20 protein-coding genes are annotated in these 16746 nt (G+C 46.0%); 12 read left to right on the top strand and 8 right to left on the bottom strand.

Annotation, left to right across the window (positions count from 1 at the left end):
• Positions 1–58 precede the first annotated feature (58 nt).
• A complete protein-coding gene (locus ABRS97_RS15855; RefSeq protein ID WP_367815429.1) occupies positions 59–1063 on the bottom strand; it encodes an ABC transporter substrate-binding protein in 1005 nt (334 codons plus the stop codon).
• Positions 1064–1269: 206 nt separating this feature from the next.
• On the opposite strand from ABRS97_RS15855, the gene ABRS97_RS15850 reads away from it, so the two are divergent.
• The 3 genes from ABRS97_RS15850 to ABRS97_RS15840 are packed head-to-tail and all read left to right on the top strand — an operon-like array spanning position 1270 to position 4178.
• The gene (locus ABRS97_RS15850) at positions 1270–2289 is read left to right on the top strand and encodes a FecCD family ABC transporter permease (RefSeq protein ID WP_483312466.1); all 1020 of its coding nucleotides are present in this window, start codon (positions 1270–1272) and stop codon (positions 2287–2289) included.
• A complete protein-coding gene (locus tag ABRS97_RS15845; protein ID WP_367815427.1) occupies positions 2286–3335 on the top strand; it encodes a FecCD family ABC transporter permease in 1050 nt (349 codons plus the stop codon). Before ABRS97_RS15850 ends, ABRS97_RS15845 begins: the two co-directional genes overlap by 4 nt.
• Positions 3336–3368: 33 nt before the next feature.
• Positions 3369–4178, top strand: a complete 810-nt coding sequence (locus ABRS97_RS15840) for an ABC transporter ATP-binding protein (RefSeq protein WP_367815425.1) — start codon at positions 3369–3371, stop codon at positions 4176–4178.
• A 681-nt stretch (positions 4179–4859) separates the two neighbouring features.
• Here ABRS97_RS15840 and ABRS97_RS15835 read toward each other — a convergent pair.
• Complete coding sequence (locus ABRS97_RS15835) at positions 4860–5228, bottom strand: O-methyltransferase (protein WP_367815423.1); 369 nt, start codon at positions 5226–5228, stop codon at positions 4860–4862.
• Between the two features lie 281 nt (positions 5229–5509).
• On the opposite strand from ABRS97_RS15835, the gene ABRS97_RS15830 reads away from it, so the two are divergent.
• A complete protein-coding gene (locus tag ABRS97_RS15830) occupies positions 5510–6769 on the top strand; it encodes a methyl-accepting chemotaxis protein (RefSeq protein ID WP_367815421.1) in 1260 nt (419 codons plus the stop codon).
• Positions 6770–6885: 116 nt separating this feature from the next.
• Here the strand turns inward: ABRS97_RS15830 and ABRS97_RS15825 are convergent, their stop codons facing one another.
• Positions 6886–7134, bottom strand: coding sequence for a hypothetical protein (locus ABRS97_RS15825; RefSeq protein WP_367815419.1), 249 nt, complete (start codon positions 7132–7134; stop codon positions 6886–6888).
• Positions 7135–7499: 365 nt separating this feature from the next.
• Between ABRS97_RS15825 and ABRS97_RS15820 the strand changes: the two genes are divergently transcribed.
• The 4 genes from ABRS97_RS15820 (at position 7500) to ABRS97_RS15805 (ending at position 9324) form a co-directional block, all read left to right on the top strand.
• A complete protein-coding gene (locus ABRS97_RS15820; RefSeq protein ID WP_367815417.1) occupies positions 7500–7856 on the top strand; it encodes an ArsR/SmtB family transcription factor in 357 nt (118 codons plus the stop codon).
• An 18-nt stretch (positions 7857–7874) separates the two neighbouring features.
• Positions 7875–8390, top strand: a complete 516-nt coding sequence (locus tag ABRS97_RS15815) for an SRPBCC domain-containing protein (RefSeq protein ID WP_367815415.1) — start codon at positions 7875–7877, stop codon at positions 8388–8390.
• 84 nt (positions 8391–8474) lie between these two features.
• Positions 8475–8846, top strand: coding sequence for a DoxX family protein (locus ABRS97_RS15810; RefSeq protein WP_367815413.1), 372 nt, complete (start codon positions 8475–8477; stop codon positions 8844–8846).
• A 61-nt stretch (positions 8847–8907) separates the two neighbouring features.
• Positions 8908–9324 (top strand): VOC family protein, encoded by a 417-nt coding sequence (locus ABRS97_RS15805; protein WP_367815411.1) that lies wholly within the window; start codon positions 8908–8910, stop codon positions 9322–9324.
• A gap of 184 nt (positions 9325–9508) precedes the next feature.
• Here the strand turns inward: ABRS97_RS15805 and ABRS97_RS15800 are convergent, their stop codons facing one another.
• The gene (locus ABRS97_RS15800; protein WP_367815409.1) at positions 9509–10252 is read right to left on the bottom strand and encodes an MBL fold metallo-hydrolase; all 744 of its coding nucleotides are present in this window, start codon (positions 10250–10252) and stop codon (positions 9509–9511) included.
• 110 nt (positions 10253–10362) lie between these two features.
• Here ABRS97_RS15800 and ABRS97_RS15795 point away from each other — a divergent pair, with 110 nt between their 5' ends.
• Positions 10363–11235, top strand: coding sequence for a LysR family transcriptional regulator (locus ABRS97_RS15795; RefSeq protein WP_367815407.1), 873 nt, complete (start codon positions 10363–10365; stop codon positions 11233–11235).
• A 304-nt stretch (positions 11236–11539) separates the two neighbouring features.
• On the opposite strand, the gene ABRS97_RS15790 is transcribed toward ABRS97_RS15795, so the two are convergent.
• A complete protein-coding gene (locus ABRS97_RS15790; RefSeq protein WP_367815406.1) occupies positions 11540–11911 on the bottom strand; it encodes a hypothetical protein in 372 nt (123 codons plus the stop codon).
• 36 nt (positions 11912–11947) lie between these two features.
• The gene (locus ABRS97_RS15785) at positions 11948–13753 is read right to left on the bottom strand and encodes a M3 family oligoendopeptidase (RefSeq protein WP_367815405.1); all 1806 of its coding nucleotides are present in this window, start codon (positions 13751–13753) and stop codon (positions 11948–11950) included.
• 157 nt (positions 13754–13910) lie between these two features.
• Between ABRS97_RS15785 and ABRS97_RS15780 the strand changes: the two genes are divergently transcribed.
• Genes ABRS97_RS15780 through ABRS97_RS15770 form a run of 3 tightly spaced genes read left to right on the top strand, consistent with a single transcriptional unit; the run spans position 13911 to position 15461 of the window.
• Entirely contained in the window at positions 13911–14075 is a 165-nt protein-coding gene (locus ABRS97_RS15780) for a YycC family protein (RefSeq protein WP_367815403.1), read from the top strand.
• 3 nt (positions 14076–14078) lie between these two features.
• The gene (locus ABRS97_RS15775; protein WP_367815401.1) at positions 14079–14312 is read left to right on the top strand and encodes a hypothetical protein; all 234 of its coding nucleotides are present in this window, start codon (positions 14079–14081) and stop codon (positions 14310–14312) included.
• A gap of 39 nt (positions 14313–14351) precedes the next feature.
• Positions 14352–15461 carry a GGDEF domain-containing protein gene (locus tag ABRS97_RS15770; RefSeq protein ID WP_367815399.1) on the top strand — a complete coding sequence of 370 codons (1110 nt, stop codon included), beginning with the start codon at positions 14352–14354 and terminating at the stop codon, positions 15459–15461.
• A gap of 49 nt (positions 15462–15510) precedes the next feature.
• Here ABRS97_RS15770 and ABRS97_RS15765 read toward each other — a convergent pair whose 3' ends face one another.
• Together ABRS97_RS15765 and ABRS97_RS15760 are read right to left on the bottom strand one after the other, a co-directional pair.
• Positions 15511–16212 carry a DUF2225 domain-containing protein gene (locus ABRS97_RS15765; RefSeq protein WP_367815397.1) on the bottom strand — a complete coding sequence of 234 codons (702 nt, stop codon included), beginning with the start codon at positions 16210–16212 and terminating at the stop codon, positions 15511–15513.
• 40 nt (positions 16213–16252) lie between these two features.
• Positions 16253–16645 carry a globin domain-containing protein gene (locus tag ABRS97_RS15760; protein ID WP_367815395.1) on the bottom strand — a complete coding sequence of 131 codons (393 nt, stop codon included), beginning with the start codon at positions 16643–16645 and terminating at the stop codon, positions 16253–16255.
• Positions 16646–16746 lie beyond the last annotated feature (101 nt).

Genomic DNA, 16746 nt, shown 5'->3' with positions numbered 1-16746 from the left:
GTCTCTTTCATGTGCAAAAACCCCCCGTTCAGCGGAACGAAGGGCTCACTTCATGTACTTAAGGCTTTACATCATAAATTTTGTAAAGATCATCCAGCATGATATTCGCTGCTTTTACGCCGCCAGCTGTATTCCACGTGGCATCATTCACTTTGATCAGCTTATTTTCCTTAACGACTTTGAGGTTTTTCCAAAGCGGATCGTTCATCCACTCTTGTTCTTGCTTCGTCCCTTTGCCGTCTCCGGTTTCATAGGTGAAGTAGAATACTTTATCCGCAGCATCCAATTCCGGCAAACGTTCTTTCGTTATATCTTCAAATGATTTTTCATCGCTTTTCGCATCTGAACGCGGGATACCAATTTGTTTGAATATGACACCTGTAAACATATTACCGTAGTAGTATCTCGTTTTACCGCCCATGAAACGGACAACGGCTACTTTTTCTTTCAGCTTATCGCCGGCTTTGCTTTTAAAATCTTCAATCCGCTTATCGAAAGCTGCAATGATTTTATCGCCTTCCGCTTTTTTGTTAAGCGCATCTGCATATAATTGGAAGTTACTTTTCCACTCACCGCGTAAAGTTTCCGAATAGACGGTTGGAGCGATCGCTTTTAACTGCTCATAAATTTTCTCATGGCGCATCTTGTTGCCGATAATTAAATCCGGTTTCAACGATGCAATAAGTTCCAAGTTAGGTTGGGATTCCCCACCGACTTTTGTAACGCCCTGCATATCCGCTTTGATATGGTCAAACCACGGGCTGCCATAGTAAGATTCAACAGCGCCTACAGGTTTAATGCCTAGAGCAAGCAATGCTTCCGTGCCTTCATTCGTCAAAATAACGACACGCTGCGGGCTCGCCGGTACTTGCGTTTCACCCATCACATGTTTAATGGTACGAGGTCCTTCCGCTTTCGCCGCTTCCTTCGGCGCAGATGATGCTGAAGCCGATGGTTGTGCGCTTGGCTTTTCTCCACATGCAGCAAGCACTACACTTAATATAAGCATAACAGCAAGAAGAGACCAAGCTCTTCCAAATTTAAAATTCCCTTTACTCCACATGTTGTTCCCTCCAAAGTTGATTCGGTGTCGTAGGCACCTTGTATGTATTCGTCTATGATAACGATTATCATTATCTATGACATCGTACTAAACCAAAAGGGGGATGTCAATTAGTTTATGATAATGATTCTCATAATCATTGACATTACCTCTCTCCAGTCATTAAAATGAATAGAGCATCTATGAAGGGAAGCAGGCATCTACTTATGAACCATTCCAGCAAACAACCTATTTATAACCTCTACAGGACTATTGGACTTATAGCTGCGTGCTGCTGCCTTGCCTTACTGATGGTTGCCAGCATGATGTTTGGTCTTAAGCATTATTCGCCCGTTCAAATCATCGCTTCTTTCACACATTTCGACCAATCTAATGAAGCTATCATTATTCAATCGGTGCGAATTCCAAGAGCTTTGATTGCGGCATTAGTCGGAGGAAGCCTGGCTGTTGCAGGAGCACTCATGCAAGCAATTACACGGAACCCGCTTGCTTCTCCGAGTATATTCGGCATTAATTCGGGTGCTGCTTTCGCTATCGTCCTATCTGTCGGTTTCTTCCATGTAACTAGCCTGTCACACTTTGTTTGGGTTGCTTTTCTCGGCGCAGCCGTAAGCTCTGCCCTTGTTTATGGCTTGGGCTCATTAGGCCGTGATGGTCTGACCCCAATGAAAATCACGCTCGCCGGGGCTGCGATGACCGCTTTTTTTGCAGCGCTGACCCAAGGCATTTTGCTTGCAAACGGCAAAGCATTCGATCAAGTGTTATACTGGCTCGTAGGCTCAATCGAAGGACGAACGATGGCCATGCTTCAATCGGTATATCCTTATGTGTTAATCGCATGGGTCGGCGCACTAATCCTTTCTCCACATATGAACGTTCTCTCTATGGGCGATGATGTTGCGAAAGGTCTCGGGCAGCGTACCGTGCTCGTTAAATTTTTCACAGCTGTCGTTATCGTTGTGCTGGCTGGCGGCTCTGTCGCTGTTGCCGGTCCGATCGTGTTTATAGGGATCATCATCCCCCATATTGTCCGTTATCTTGTCGGCATCGACTACCGGTGGGTCATCCCGTATTGCGCCATTTTAGGCGGCATTCTCTTAGTTGGTGCTGACATTGGCGCAAGGTTCATCATTATGCCCAAAGAAGTTCACGTCGGTGTAACGACAGCTATCCTCGGGGTTCCTTTCTTTATTTACATAGCCCGTAAAGGGGGGCTGCTGAAATGAGTCAATCGAACCGATATGTCTCCATTCGAAGCAAGCGCTACTCTTTTCTCATAAGTAAAAAGTCGATCATTGTCTCACTTCTACTGCTCCTGGCTGTGATCGTTGTGATGATTCTCAGTACAGGAATTGGCAGCATCTACATCAAACCGGCAGAGGTTGTACGCGCCGTCTTCGGAAATGGGACGGACTCGAACAATATGATTGTTCGCTCCCTTCGCTTGCCGCGAGTCATTGTCGCTGTGCTAATCGGCGCCTCATTAGGGGTTTCGGGAGCTATCCTGCAAGGAATCGTGCGCAATTCGCTGACATCGCCGGATACAATAGGGACTACTGGCGGCGCTACGCTAGGCGCTGTATCCTTTTTCTTCTTCTTTTCAGATAAAATCAGTATTCACTGGCTCCCGGTAGCCGCTATCGTCGGAGCCTTCAGCGCTACTTTATTGGTCTATGCGCTATCTTGGAAGAATGGGATAACGCCGCTGCGGCTTGTCTTAATCGGAACTGGATTTACCGCTGCCATGAGCTCGATTTCCTATCTAATGATGCTGTCGGGACCGATCATTCTTGCTAACCAATCCCTAACCTTTATGACGGGAAGCATTTACGGAGTTTCCTGGCAAAAAGCGGTTTATCCGCTATTGCCTTGGGTCGGCGTACTGATTCCGCTTATTTTCCTGCTTGCGCGGCACGTCACCATTCAGTCGCTTGGCGAGGATATCGCCAGCAGCGTAGGCAGCCGTGTTCAGCGTCAACGCTTCCTGCTCATCATGCTGAGCGTAGCGCTTGCCGGAGCAGCCGTTGCTTTTGGCGGAGCGATTAATTTTATCGGGTTAATGTCGCCTCATATCGCCCGTAAACTGGTAGGTCCAAGCTTCGGAGCCCTAGTCCCTGTGTCGGCTTTGACCGGGTCATTGCTTTTATTGTTGGCTGACTTGATTGGTCGCTCCTTATTTCATCCTTTGGATATTCCAGCTGGCGTATTTACCGCTTCGATTGGTGCGCCTATCTTCATTTATTTGCTGTATCGCAGCAGAAACCGTAGTTAATCGTAAACGTATGACAAAAAGGAGAGCTTACTTATGATGAGCGGAACAGCGCTTGAAGCACAATCGCTTCAGTTAACATATGGCGAAAGCACGATTTTCGAAAGTTTGAACATCCGGATTCCAAAAGGGAAAATCACGGTATTCATCGGCAGCAACGGCTGCGGCAAATCAACGCTGCTCCGCTCGCTCGCCAGACTGCTTAAGCCCAAATCAGGCAGCATCCTGCTGGACAGCACAGAAATCGCCAAATTGTCGACCAAGGAAATAGCCAGACGGATGGCTATTCTACCTCAAGGTCCGTCCGCTCCGGAAGGACTGACAGTGCTTCAATTAGTGAAGCAAGGCCGCTATCCTTATCAAAGCTGGCTGCAGCAATGGTCGGCTGAAGACGAGCATAAGGTTCAGAATGCGCTTCGTTTAACGAATATGCTTCCTTACGCGGACCGCAGCGTGGATTCCCTGTCCGGCGGCCAGCGTCAACGAGCCTGGATCGCCATGACCTTGGCGCAAGATACGAACACCATTCTGCTGGATGAGCCAACCACCTACCTGGACTTAACGCATCAAGTCGAGGTGCTCGACCTATTGTTTGATTTGAATGAGAATGAGCAGCGCACGATTGTCATGGTGCTTCACGACATTAATCTTGCCTGCCGGTACGCGCATCACATCGCAGCGATCAAAAATGGCGCGGTCTATGCGGAAGGAACACCGGAGGACATCATTAACGAGCAATTGATCCAGGCTGTTTTCGATATGAAATCCCGCGTCGTACTCGACCCTATTTTTGGAACGCCGATGTGTATTCCTTATGGAAAAGGGCGTGTGCTTTCGCTCGCATAACTGCCATTGTCTAAACCCATACGTCCAGGCATGGGGTTCCAACCGCCGCTTTCGCTTTTCCACCTCATACCCATTCCCTTTTCGTGTTATCAGGTTAACCAGAAATATTTGGTTGGCCTTTTTCTAGTTTATTTCGTTCTTCCTTCTCCTAACCTGTCTTCCATCCGGTATTCCTATCCATGAACACCCCTGTATGATTCCGGGTACATTCCGCCTCTGCAAGTTTCGCAAGAAAACGTGTAACAGCCGCCATTCGGCGGCGACACAACGCGCGCCCGAAGAGGTACTGCCAGACCCCCAATTCCCATGCACAGCGATATCGACGGAACGACGATGCCTTATTCTACGGTAGCGTCCCTTTTCTCCCCTGAAGAGGAACTAGGGTGCGTTAAATGAGCAAAAATTTGCCTAAAGCCCGGCATTTCCTGCTCATAACGCACGGTAGTTCCGCGAAATGTCCCTACAACCGAAAATACCCACTCATAACGCACCTACGTTCCTCTCACCCCTACAAAAAGGCGATCTGTCGCAGATCGATGCGGTATGGGGTAATCCAAACCGCTGTCGCAAAACCCCTGTGGCACTTTCGTATCTTCTACTTCCATCCTGCCAAAAAAGGCACCCCCGTCCTATTCGACCAGGGATGCCTTCTTCATCGATATAAGTAAGATGGAATAAGTGCTAAATCGTCCTTGCAAAATTCGACATATTATAATTGCTTTCAAAACTTATACTGGCCGACAGCATGTTCTGCCTAATCGTAAAATCGAACATCATTTCACCATGCGTCCAGTTCTTCTTATACTTCAAAGATTCGATAGCCATTTGCCGAAAGGTTTGGTAGTGCAGTTCCGTCAATCCCTGACCGCTCACTACAGGCAACACGCCTGCTTTGCTTTCCAGCGGCAAATGTTTGATCCCGAATTTCCCAACTACGTTGTTGCGAATGTGAATAAAGACCGTACCGGAGCTCACCTGCAGCAACTCTTCTTTGATTCCTTTGAATACCATATCAATCTGTCTAGCCAATGGAATTTGTTCCAAAATCATTATTTATCCCCTCACATAGTATATTATGTCATAAAATGTAATTCATGACCATAGACCTATTATACCTTCACTTCTTTAAAGTTCAATATAAAATTCCAAATATTATGAATATTTTTACCTATTTTTTATCAAATTTTTACATTTGACCCGTATACTTCGGAAAGATTTGCACCTATTCATGTCGAATTGTTGTAGAATGTTTCTAAATTCAATGATATAATTTCAAACAAGCACCTTAGATTCCATCACAAATTTACAATTTTCGCGGAGGGGTCGTTGGAATGGATAAGCTATCGTCGTTATCGTTTAGAAAGAAACTACAGCTTGGGTGTTATACGTTGATTGGATTAAATTCATTATTTATGTTGATTGTTATTTTTACCTCAGAATGGAATCGCTTACTTGGCATTATTTTCTTGGTCGTTATCCTTGGAGGCAGCTATCCTTTCATCAAATGGTTCGAAAAACAATTAACCGAACCCATCGCTGATTTATCGCAAATTGCGCTCAACATCTCCAAAGGCGACTTTTCCCAAAAAGTAACGGTAACTTCGGATGATACGCTTGGACAGCTCGGACAATCTTTTAACAAAATGATCGATAAGCTCCGCGATATTCTTAGGGATACAGGTTCCATCTCCAAGCAAGTGTTTCAAACCAGCCGGGACATCTATACGAAAAATGAAAATTTCCGCTCAGTGCTTGAGCAAGTCAGCGTTTCCGCGCATGAATTAGCCTCTGGCGCTGGACAAATATCAGAAGAAGTGTCCGGTGTTTCGGTGACCTCTCGGGATATCGAAACCAGGATCACCAATTATGCAGGCTCGGCCAAAGAAATGAAAGAGCGTTCCGATCAAATGATGTCACTCGTTGAAAAAGGCCGCACCTCCGTTGAGAGCCAAGGCGCCGGGATGAAGCGAAATGTTGAAGTGACGAAGCAAGTGTCGGATACGATTGACCTGCTGGCACGTCAGGCAGCGGGCATTACGAATGTAACGCGCGCCATTTCGGAAATTGCCGAGCAGACGAACCTGCTGTCGCTTAACGCTTCCATCGAAGCAGCGCGCGCAGGCGAGCACGGCAGAGGCTTTGCCGTTGTCGCTCAAGAGGTTCGCAAGCTCGCCGAAGAGTCGACTTCGCTGACACGGGAAGTGTTTGGCTTCGTGAAAAGCATCGAACAGGGCATTCAAGACGCGATTAACAGCATTCAAGTCAACGAAGATGTGGTGAGAAAACAAACCGTATTGATTGATCAAACGGAAATCGTGTTTGCCGAAATTGTCGGCAGCGTAGGCTTCATATCTGAGGAAATTACCCGTTTCGCCGATGAGAGCGAACAGATGCTGGCAAGCTCCGAGCAAATTGCCGCGGCCATGGAAAATATCTCAGCGATAACAGAGGAATCGGCAGCAGGTACTCAAGAAGTATCGGCTTCCATGAATGAACAGATCGCTACAGTTCAAGGCATCGTTTCCCAAGCGGAGGAAATGACGCGGGTCGTCACCCAGCTCCAGCAAACCATCCAAATCTTCAAGCTTTAAATAAAAAGAAGGCTCCCCTAATCGCTAGGGAGAGCACTGAAAAAGTCGTTGTTTTGTTGCCTCGAGCAACAGATCAACGACTTTTTTGTCATTTAGAAAGGAGCCGAGGCTCCTTTCTAAGCCATTTTCGGTGTTGCTAATTTCACCATCCGTTTCGCATTTACAACAATTGCCATCAGAATAGCTTGTATGCGCATGCCAAGCAGACCTCGGCTATATTGTGAAATTGCCAGGCCATGATGAGTTTTTAGTTCGTTATTCTTCTGTTCAATCTTGCACTTCATTTTGTAGCGTTTCTTTAAACGCTTCCGATTATATAATTCGCTGTGAAAGGAAAGTATTTGTTGTTTGTTTAGTTCAAACATAAAGTCACCTCAAAAGTAGTATACCAAATTACCGCGGTGAATGGATAAAGTTTCGCAAGAAAAAAGACTGATGATTGCTCACCAGTCTTCTTACATATTCTGTAATCGTTTTTCAGTGCTCCCCCGATTCCGCATGAAGAATCGGTTTTTTTATTGTGGGGATTACGCTACCGGAGTTATCTCTCATGGGGATAAAAAGAAGAACCGTTATAAAGGCAACCGTACGGAATTCAACATCAGTGTCATTTCACAAATATTCCTTTACAGGAATATTCATTATGAGTTATATTAAAGTTAGCAACAAGATGTTATAGTGATAAAGGATGGTGAAGTTATTTAGATTGTGATTACGTGAGGTGAGCAGCATGTCAGTCAAACATCAGGCCATGGAGATAACGACGTTGAGCTCTTTGGCTGAACCTAATCGTATGCGCATCGTTGAACTCCTACGCGATGGTCCCCTGACTGTGGGGGAAATCGCCGATAGGTTGGGGCTTCGTCAGCCCCAGGCCTCGAAGCATTTGAAAATTCTTAGCGACCACGGGATTTTGGAAGTGAAGGCGGAAGCCAATCGCCGTATCTACAAGCTCCGGCTGGAGCCGTTCCAAGCGCTGGATAATTGGGCGCAATCCTTCCTGAGAGTGATGCAAGAAAGATTCGACAATCTGGACGACTACTTGCGGGAACTTCAGAACAAGGAAAAACCACAAAATCATTCCTAATTACGAGGAGAAACTACAATGTCAAACACAATAGTTTCAAGGGTAGAGAACGAACGGGTGCTAGTGTTAGAGCGTGTTTTCGACGCACCACGCGATCTCGTGTTCAAAATGTTTAAAGAGCCTGATCATCTCAAGCGTTGGTTTGGACCCAAAGGCTGGGATCTGCCGGTTTGCAACATTGATTTCCGGCCGGGAGGCTTTTGGCATTACTGCATGAAGTGCGTGGATCAGAATCAAGGCCAATTTTACGGTATGGAATCTTGGGGTAAAACGGTTTATAAAGAGATTGTCGAGCCAGAGAAAATCGTCTACACCGACTACTTCGCGGATGCTGAAGGAAATACGAATGAAACAATGCCATCGACCAATGTCACGGTAGAGTTCATTGATTTGGGTGGCAGGACAAAGCTGGTCAACCGTTCCGAATATGTGTCCCCTGAGGCCCTCAAGACCGTTATGGACATGGGCATGTTGCAGGGTATTACAGAAACTTGGGGCCGTCTTGAAGAGCTATTGAACGAGATAAAGAAATAGGGACAGCCGGAGCCAAGACCATTTTTGAATTATGAATTGTGTTGTATATTCGATACAGGAATCCCCTTAAGGAGTGTTTGACTTATGAAATGGGTTGTACGCATTCTGCAGGGTCTAATTGCATTGGACTTTTTGTTTGCTGGGGCTTCGAAAATCTTTTCCACTGCCGACCAAATCAGGGAATTTTTCACCGATAAAATTGGTACGCCGGTCGCATTGATTTACACTGTTGGCGTTCTCGAAATTTTGGCCGCACTGATTCTTATAGCCGGCTACCGTAGCCAGAAAGCGGCAGCTTCATCGTTAGCGATCATGATCGTCATCCTGATCGGAGCGACTCTAACGAATCTCGCCGCAGGCCACGTGACGGATGCAGCTGTTCCTTTATTGATTTTAGTATTTGTGGCCGTCCTCTTTTACCTGAAGCGTGACGCGCTCAAGAGCTTACGATTATAATCCGCAGGAACATCAATACTTCCAAGTAATGACGATAAAAAATATAATGAGGTGACCAAAGATGGCATACAAATCGACTCACACTTTTGTAAACTTGCCTGTTAAAGATTTAAATCGGACAAAGGAATTTTTCAGCAGCATCGGCTTCGAGTTCAACCCCCAGTTCTCCGACGAAAACTCAGCCTGCCTTGTAGTAAACGACAATACGTTCGTTCAGTTGCTTACGGAGTCGTATTTCCGGACGTTCATTACCAAGCCTATGGCAGATGTCGCCAGCGCTGCTGCAGGAATTATTGCGCTATCTGCAGACAGCAGAGAACATGTAGACGAACTGGCTAACAAGGCGCTGGCCGCGGGAGGGAAGGAAAGCAAAGCACCGGTAGATCATGGCTTTATGTATGTCAGAAGCTTCGAGGACTTGGACGGACATCTGTGGGAAATTGCCTTCTTTGACCCAAGCGCCTATTCCCAGGCTTAAGGTTCATGCTTGATAATCGGAAAACGATAGCACAATAAAAGCAGTGGCAAATCTAGGGTTTTCTGGTTCCTAGATCGTCACTGCTTTTTTATCAATATCCTTTATTTTCTAAATGTTCGTTCGTTTCATATTAGAGAAAGAAAAAACCCTTGCTCGCGCAAGGGCAACAAGAGCGGAACAACAATTAACTGTTCGCTAAATCCAATATGCTTTGATTAACGTTATCCTTGAATATGCCTCCATGATAACAAATCAATGTTTGAATATCGTAAGGTAAGAGCCTTTTCAATGACTTTTTAGCCAAATCCGAATCCACGCAATTGTCAGGTTCAACTAATCGACCCTCTTCAATCATTAAAGCATCTCCTGCAATGAGGGTCTTGCTTTGTTTAAGATAAAGGCTGATATGTCCAGGTGTATGACCCGGGGTATGGATGACTATGATTCCGCCGAACAAGGGGATTTCATCTCCGTCAGCTATGATTTGGTCAACTTTAGCTGTTGGAGGATTTTCAAACACATTAAGGATCGCCTTGCGTCTTTCCACCGGCAATTCATCAGGGATTAGCGCGCTGATTTGACTCACGAATTCGGGCGTTATTTTAAGCAATCTTTGATCGCCCTGAATATAAGGTTTCTCCTCTTCGGTAGCCAGTACCTCGATTTTTTGAGGAAAATCGTTTAGAAGTTCAGGCAAACCTCCAATGTGGTCCAAATCTTGATGGGTAATAATAATTTTACTCAGCTTACCAAATGGGATGCCTACCTTCATCATAGCCTCTTTGAAAACTGACAATTGGTTGGGAATTCCGGTATCCACCAAGACGGCTCCATCATTGTCCCAAATGAGTGTCGGATAATACACTTCCGGCCAACCTCTAAAATTTGTTGCGATTTCTATCGTTTCCACTCCTTCAGCTGCTTTCACCTTTATCATCTCCTTTTCTTATTATTAGTTTACCGTTGATAATTCATAACGTCTAATTTATTATATTCATTATAATCATGAAAAATTTTAATGAATGGAGTTTAGATAAGATGGAGCTGACTCAACTGAACTATTTTCTTACTGTGGCTCGACTTCGGCATGTAACGAGAGCATCGGAATCATTAGGGATTACGCAGCCAGCATTGAGTCATTCGATCTCCAAACTGGAGGATGAATTGGGTGTGCCGCTGTTCGAACGAAACGGACGGAATATTATAGTAAGTCGATATGGGAAAATGTTTGCCGAATCCGTAGAACGGGCACTGCACGAGCTCGACAAGGGCAAACAAGCAGTCGAAGAATGCTCTAATTCTGACTCGGGCAGCGTCTCTATCGCCTATCTTAATATACTTGGTGCGGAGTTGGTGCCGAAACTCATATCCGGTTTCCATCAGCACTACCCGAAGATACGATTCGATTTGGTACAAGGCAACCATACATTCATAAGTAATCAGATGGAAAACGGCGACTGCGACCTAATGATTTCATCAACCAAGCTGGCGGACACATACGAATGGATACCGATGAAGACCGTTCCCTTGTATGTAGTAGTTCCCCATACTCATCGCTTCGCGCAGCGGAGAGAGATCAGCTTAACGGAATTGACCAGTGAACCGTACATAGAAGTCAAACATAACTGTGGACTGAAGGCAACACTTGAGACTTGTTTCAATCGGATTGGATTCACACCTACCACATCTTACGAAGCGGAAGACTTGATGACAGTAGCGGGCTTTGTGTCGGCTGGGCTCGGTATATCGATGCTCCCCAAGACAAACGGTTTGATGCTTGAGGGCCTGGCGTGGCTGCCCATCAAGGATGAGGGTAGTTACTGCGAAGTAGGCCTTCTACAGAAGCGAGGCCGCTATCTGTCTCCAGCGGTGAAACGATTTTCGGATTATGTGCAGCTGACTTTTACTTAAACATTCTAAAAATTCTGTGGGAACAGAACAGGTCCATTCAAATTCCAGTCCTCGACACCAGGGCAGGAAATGGTCCCTGTCAAAAATGAATGCTGCACGTATGCTCCACGGTGCCCTTAACGATTTCACTCCCATGTCTCGACGGGTCAATTGCCCTTTCATTCCTTCGTCACATCTATTAAGGGGTGGAGGTCGGTCTTTCTAACGGAATGGGGCGGAGCCCTTTTGTTCAACGTATCCCGATACTCCGTGCTTTCTTTGTCATCCTGCGAATACGCCAACTTGCGTGAGATAAGGCTTAAATTTAGGCTGCCATTGCAAAGATTCTATTCGGGTTGTAGGCTTCAGTACTACGAGCCACTCCGACTAAGAGTCGAGCTAGCTTTCCACATAGCTTCAGCCGCTTCATTGATTTCTGCCATTCTCTAATGACATCGTCAGGATTCAGTTTACAAAGATCAGATGGAAGAGGAAAAAGCCGAAGGGTTAACAAAGCACCCTTATAAGTTAAGATTTTAAAGACTTGTCTCAGTTCAGGGAAGACAATGTCGACCCAGCGATGGGTCACCTCAAAAGTAGGATACAAAATTACCGCGGTGAATGGATAAAGCTTCGCAAGAAAAAAGACTGATGATTGCTCACCAGTCTTCTTACATATTCTGTAATCGTTTTTCAATGCTCCCCCTAACCGCTAGGGAAAGCCTTCTTTTTGTTAAGCCCGAACCTTGGACTCCGTAAGTGCCATGAATTGTTTCACATCTTCAACGGCCATGTCAACGGCGCTTTGCCAAAAATCAGGCTGAGTCAAGTCGATGCCAAGATGCTTCGCAGCCAATTCTTCGACATTCATGCTGCCTGTGTCCCGCAGCAGCGCCACATATTTGTCTTCAAAGGCTGCGCCTTCTTGAATGGCTCGGGCGTAAATCCCTGCGCTAAACAAATAGCCAAATGTGTACGGGAAGTTGTAGAACGGCACATCTGTCGCATAGAAATGCAACTTCGCCGCCCAGAAATGAGGATGATAAGAGCTAAGCGCGTCTTTGTAAGCGACCTTTTGCGCATCAACCATAAGCTCATTTAAGCGATCAACGCTTACAAGGCCTTGGCGACGCTCTTCATAGAAGTTCGTTTCAAATATAAACCGCGCGTGAATATTCATGAAAAATGCGATAGCGCGCTGGATTTTATCCTCGAGCAGGACAATTCGTTCATCATCTGTCGCCGCACCCTTCACAACCGCATCAGCCACGATCATTTCCGCAAACGTTGATGCCGTTTCCGCCACGTTCATCGCGTACTCCTGCGCGAGCGCCGGCATATCATTCATGACATGCTGATGGTACCCGTGACCTAGCTCGTGCGCAAGCGTGGACACGTTGTTCAGTGTGCCTCCATACGTCATGAAAATACGAGTCTCCCCGGCTACAGGGAAGGACGTACAGAAGCCCCCAGGGCGTTTGCCTGCGCGATCCTCAGCTTCGATCCAGCGATTCTCGAAAGCTTGCGCTGAAAAGGCAGCCAATTTCGGGCTAAACCGCTCAAATTGATCAACGATTAGCCCAGCTCCATCGTCGTAGGCAACTTTTTTGGAGGAATCGCCCAGCGGCGCATCCACATCGACCCAAGCCAGCTTATCGACGCCGAGCAGTTGCGCTTTCCGATTTAAATAATCGACGAATATCGCTTTATTGCGGTCGATAACGTCCCACATGACATTCAGCGTTTGCTCTTGCATGCGATTAATCGCGAGCGGTTCTTTATGTACGGTTTTCCAGCCTCTATATTTGTAAATCTGCAGACGGAAGCCAGCCAAGTGATTTAACGCTTCTGCGCAGTAATCCGCTTTGTCCGCCCATGCGTTTTCCCATTTGTCAAAAAGTGCAAGGCGCTCTTCACGGTTTTCCGTATGCAGCTTATTGAAGGCCTGACCTGCGGATAATTCCACTTGTTTGCCGTCTTCTTCAACCGCCATCCGGAATTGGCTGACCGTCGTATTGTACAGATCGCCCCAGCCATGATAGCCGTCTACGGCCAAATCATTAATTAAGGCTTCCTGCTCTGGAGAAAGCTTCTCTTGAGCCAGCGCACGGCGCTCATTAAGCGGGAAGGAAATCGACTGGAAAGCCTGTTTCTTCAGGATCGCTTCCCAAACTGCATCCGGGATGCCGGCCAGCAATTGATCGAAGTGTGTGCGCGAGGATAAAAATTCGGCATACAGACTTTTAACTTGTCCGCCAAGAACAGCCGCTTTCTTATCTTTTTGATTATCTGCAAGCAAGCATCCAACGAAAGAATCGGCTTCGGTGATGTTCGCTAATATCTCTTGAAGTAAACCAATGAGCGCCTCCAGAGGAGTTGTATCTTCCGCGTTTGCTGGAGATGTTGTGCTACGAATTTGAGCTTGAAATGATGTAATCGACGTCTGCAGTTCCTTAAGGAATGCTGCGAATGCAGGAGATTCACTGCCGCCTGGAAAAAGGGAATTCAGATCCCAAGTTTGACTAAGTGGTAATTTCAATGTGCAATCACCTATCCTTTCCTTCTTTTATTAAATCATAATCAGCCTGTCATCGCCAATTTGTCCTGAATGTCATCATTGCTTATAGGTAGAAAGTGTGTTATCAATTAAGTATGGTCTTACAAGGAAAACGAAACAGGATGGTGTGAATGTCACTATGAAACCATTACAAATCTCTCCAGAAACCGCTGTTAAGCTTGCTGAACAGCTTAAAGTGCCTCTTGAACATTTGATGCATATGCCACAACATATTTTACTCCAAAAACTAGCTGAGCTCGCCAAAGCCTCTTCCTCTGACAGCAGCGAACCGGAATCGAAGTAACCCTTGATTCCCTTTGCTAACACTTGGCCCTATGAAATTATTATGAAGGACGTCTATGTGGCAGAATGTCCCTTTTGCCATAGCGCAAGTGTGCTGCTGCCGCTCAAAACCCACGAACTGAAAACCATTCACGAGGGTAAGAAAAAACTTCTGGTATTTCCTTGCTGTTATAACAAGCTAACCCTCATTGATACAGACCGCGATTATTTATTGGCGGATTGCGCTGTACGAAAGTAACCATTGTAGCTTCCGGGCTTAAGGAGTAGGTTAGCCCTAATGAATGAATATCTCATCCCGCTTACAAGCGCATGTACGCTAATTACCCTAAACTACATCGCGATGAAAATTCGAAACAAGATGCTCATCGAGTCTTACGAGCACATTCTCGCTCCACTGCTCACGGGACTAGCCAGCATCATCATGATGCTGGAACCACTTCCGGAGGCGCTTGGCTTAATCGATCTGCGTTCGCTGCCGATCTTTATGGCTGGCTTGCGTTATGGGCTGCCAATCGCACTGCTCTCCACTCTTCTGCCTTCCGGATACAGCTTTCTCCTCCATGAACACCATGGCGTATTCATTATTATCCAAGACCTTATTGCCCCTGCACTACTTAGTTCTTTTTTTCACAATAAAGAGTATCGCATTGGCTTCTTGGACATTCCTATTCGTCACGGGCTGCAAATATGTTCATTTATATTTGTAGTTCGCTTGCTGACGCATGGTTTCTTTACCGGCAGTTGGACTTGGGGGTATGCAGAGGATCAGCTCTTCATGCTTATCATTATGAGCACTGCTTTTATCTTGCTTATCATTATGGTCAATGATGAAAATAAAAAATGGAGACTCCAGCGTCAGTTGGAACTCCAAGCGAATCAGGACGGATTGACGAGGCTGCCCAATTTACGAAGTTTTATTTCCATAGCCCTTAACGCGATGCGAAAGCGAAAAGTATCGATTATGATGATCGACATCGATAATTTCAAACTGTATAACGATCGTTTCGGACATCTGGAAGGCGATCAATTATTACGGGATATTGGCAGCGTCCTAAGGCATCATATCAATGAACAAGATTATGTTGCTCGTTACGGCGGTGAAGAGTTTGTCCTACTCAGCGTAGAAACCGATCCCTTGCAACTTGCTGTATATGCGCATCGCCTATGCGTCGCCGTTGCGGACAGCTTCCGCGATAAGGATGATACCCGTTCTACGCCAGTTACAGTCTCCATCGGTCTCTCTACCATGCAAACGCTTCAGGATGAGCTGCAGCAAATCATCTCAGAAGCCGATCAAGCGCTCTACGAGTCCAAACATAGCGGGAAGAACCGCTTTACGTTCTACAATAATACCAACCCACCAAACAAAAAAATGAACGCTTACTGAATCAAGGGAATCAAACCGACCCCAAGAATCACTAAGCGTTCATTCATTATTATGTAGCATGCTTCATTTCTTCAGGTAATTCCAGGCGGGAAGCTAACATATCCTCCCGAGTGACGACCCACTGTTCACGACTTGCTCGTATCATGCTCGCGTCCATAATTTTGCGGTCATTGATAATTCGAGAGAACCACTTCACCGCTTCATGATATCTGCTTAATCTGCGATTAAGCTCCCCCATCAAGTACATCAAGCGAGCATTATTCAAATCCATGCCTTCCATCTCATAAACACTGACATAGGCTTCAAGCGCAAACGTCAGGAAACGGATTTCCTGTTCCCGATTATCCTGTATACGGTACAACCAAGCAATGTGATGAAGGAGTCCAGCAACAACTCTGGATTTCTCTTCCTTGAGCTGGGCGCAGAACAGCGCCAGCTTGTAGCTTTGCATCGCTTCTTCCCAAGTGCGTTCTCCGCTATAATCGCGCTTCGTCCAGTTCTGCGACACTTTAATATCGAACGCTTCCCTCTGAGCCTTGTTCCAACTATCAGAGAAGTTCTCCGTATGCGCGTAACCGCATGAAGGGCAGATCCTTACCACATAAAAGTCAGGATTAATGTCCTTATAATGCATGCAAAAGTCAGTGTCCGTCTTCATCGCTTTTTTGAAACTGGGACGAACTCTCTTCGTCGTAAATGTGCGTGTGCAGAACGTACAGGTTACTTTAGTATCATATAAAGGTTCGATCATCAGGAACCCGCCTTTTTCATAAATTGGTAGAAGTGAAGAACTAGTCGGTTTCGGGCGTATTCACAAAGTGATAGGCAGAGCCTTTAAGCCTTTCTAACAAAAAATCCCGCAGGTCTTGTGGCAGACCCACTTCCGTCATCGCCTCCGACATACAGCTGAGCCATGCATCCGCATGTTCGACGGTTATGGGAAACGGCATATGCCTCGCACGCATCATCGGATGCCCATATTGATCGGAATATAAAGAGGGACCGCCGAAAAATTGGCTTAAAAATAAGATCTGCTTCTCTATAACAGGTGAAATATCAGAAGGAAACAGTGGCGCCAGCAACGGATGATTTTGCACTTTAGGATAAAATGCCTCTACGACCCGTCGAATGTTCTCTGCTCCTCCTATCCATTCATACAGTGTGCTGCGATTATTGTCTGTCATGCTTTCTTACCTCGTTCTAGTAGTATTCAACATCCTCATCTGCAGTGTTCATTAATGTTTCCCGAATGACAAACACAAAAGCACATACGACCAAACCGGCA

The sequence above is a fragment of the Paenibacillus tabacirhizosphaerae genome (assembly GCF_040812395.1).
Lineage (GTDB): Bacteria > Bacillota > Bacilli > Paenibacillales > NBRC-103111 > Paenibacillus_E.
Note: the sequence above shows the minus strand (reverse complement) of the source record. Positions and strands in the feature narration are given on the sequence as shown.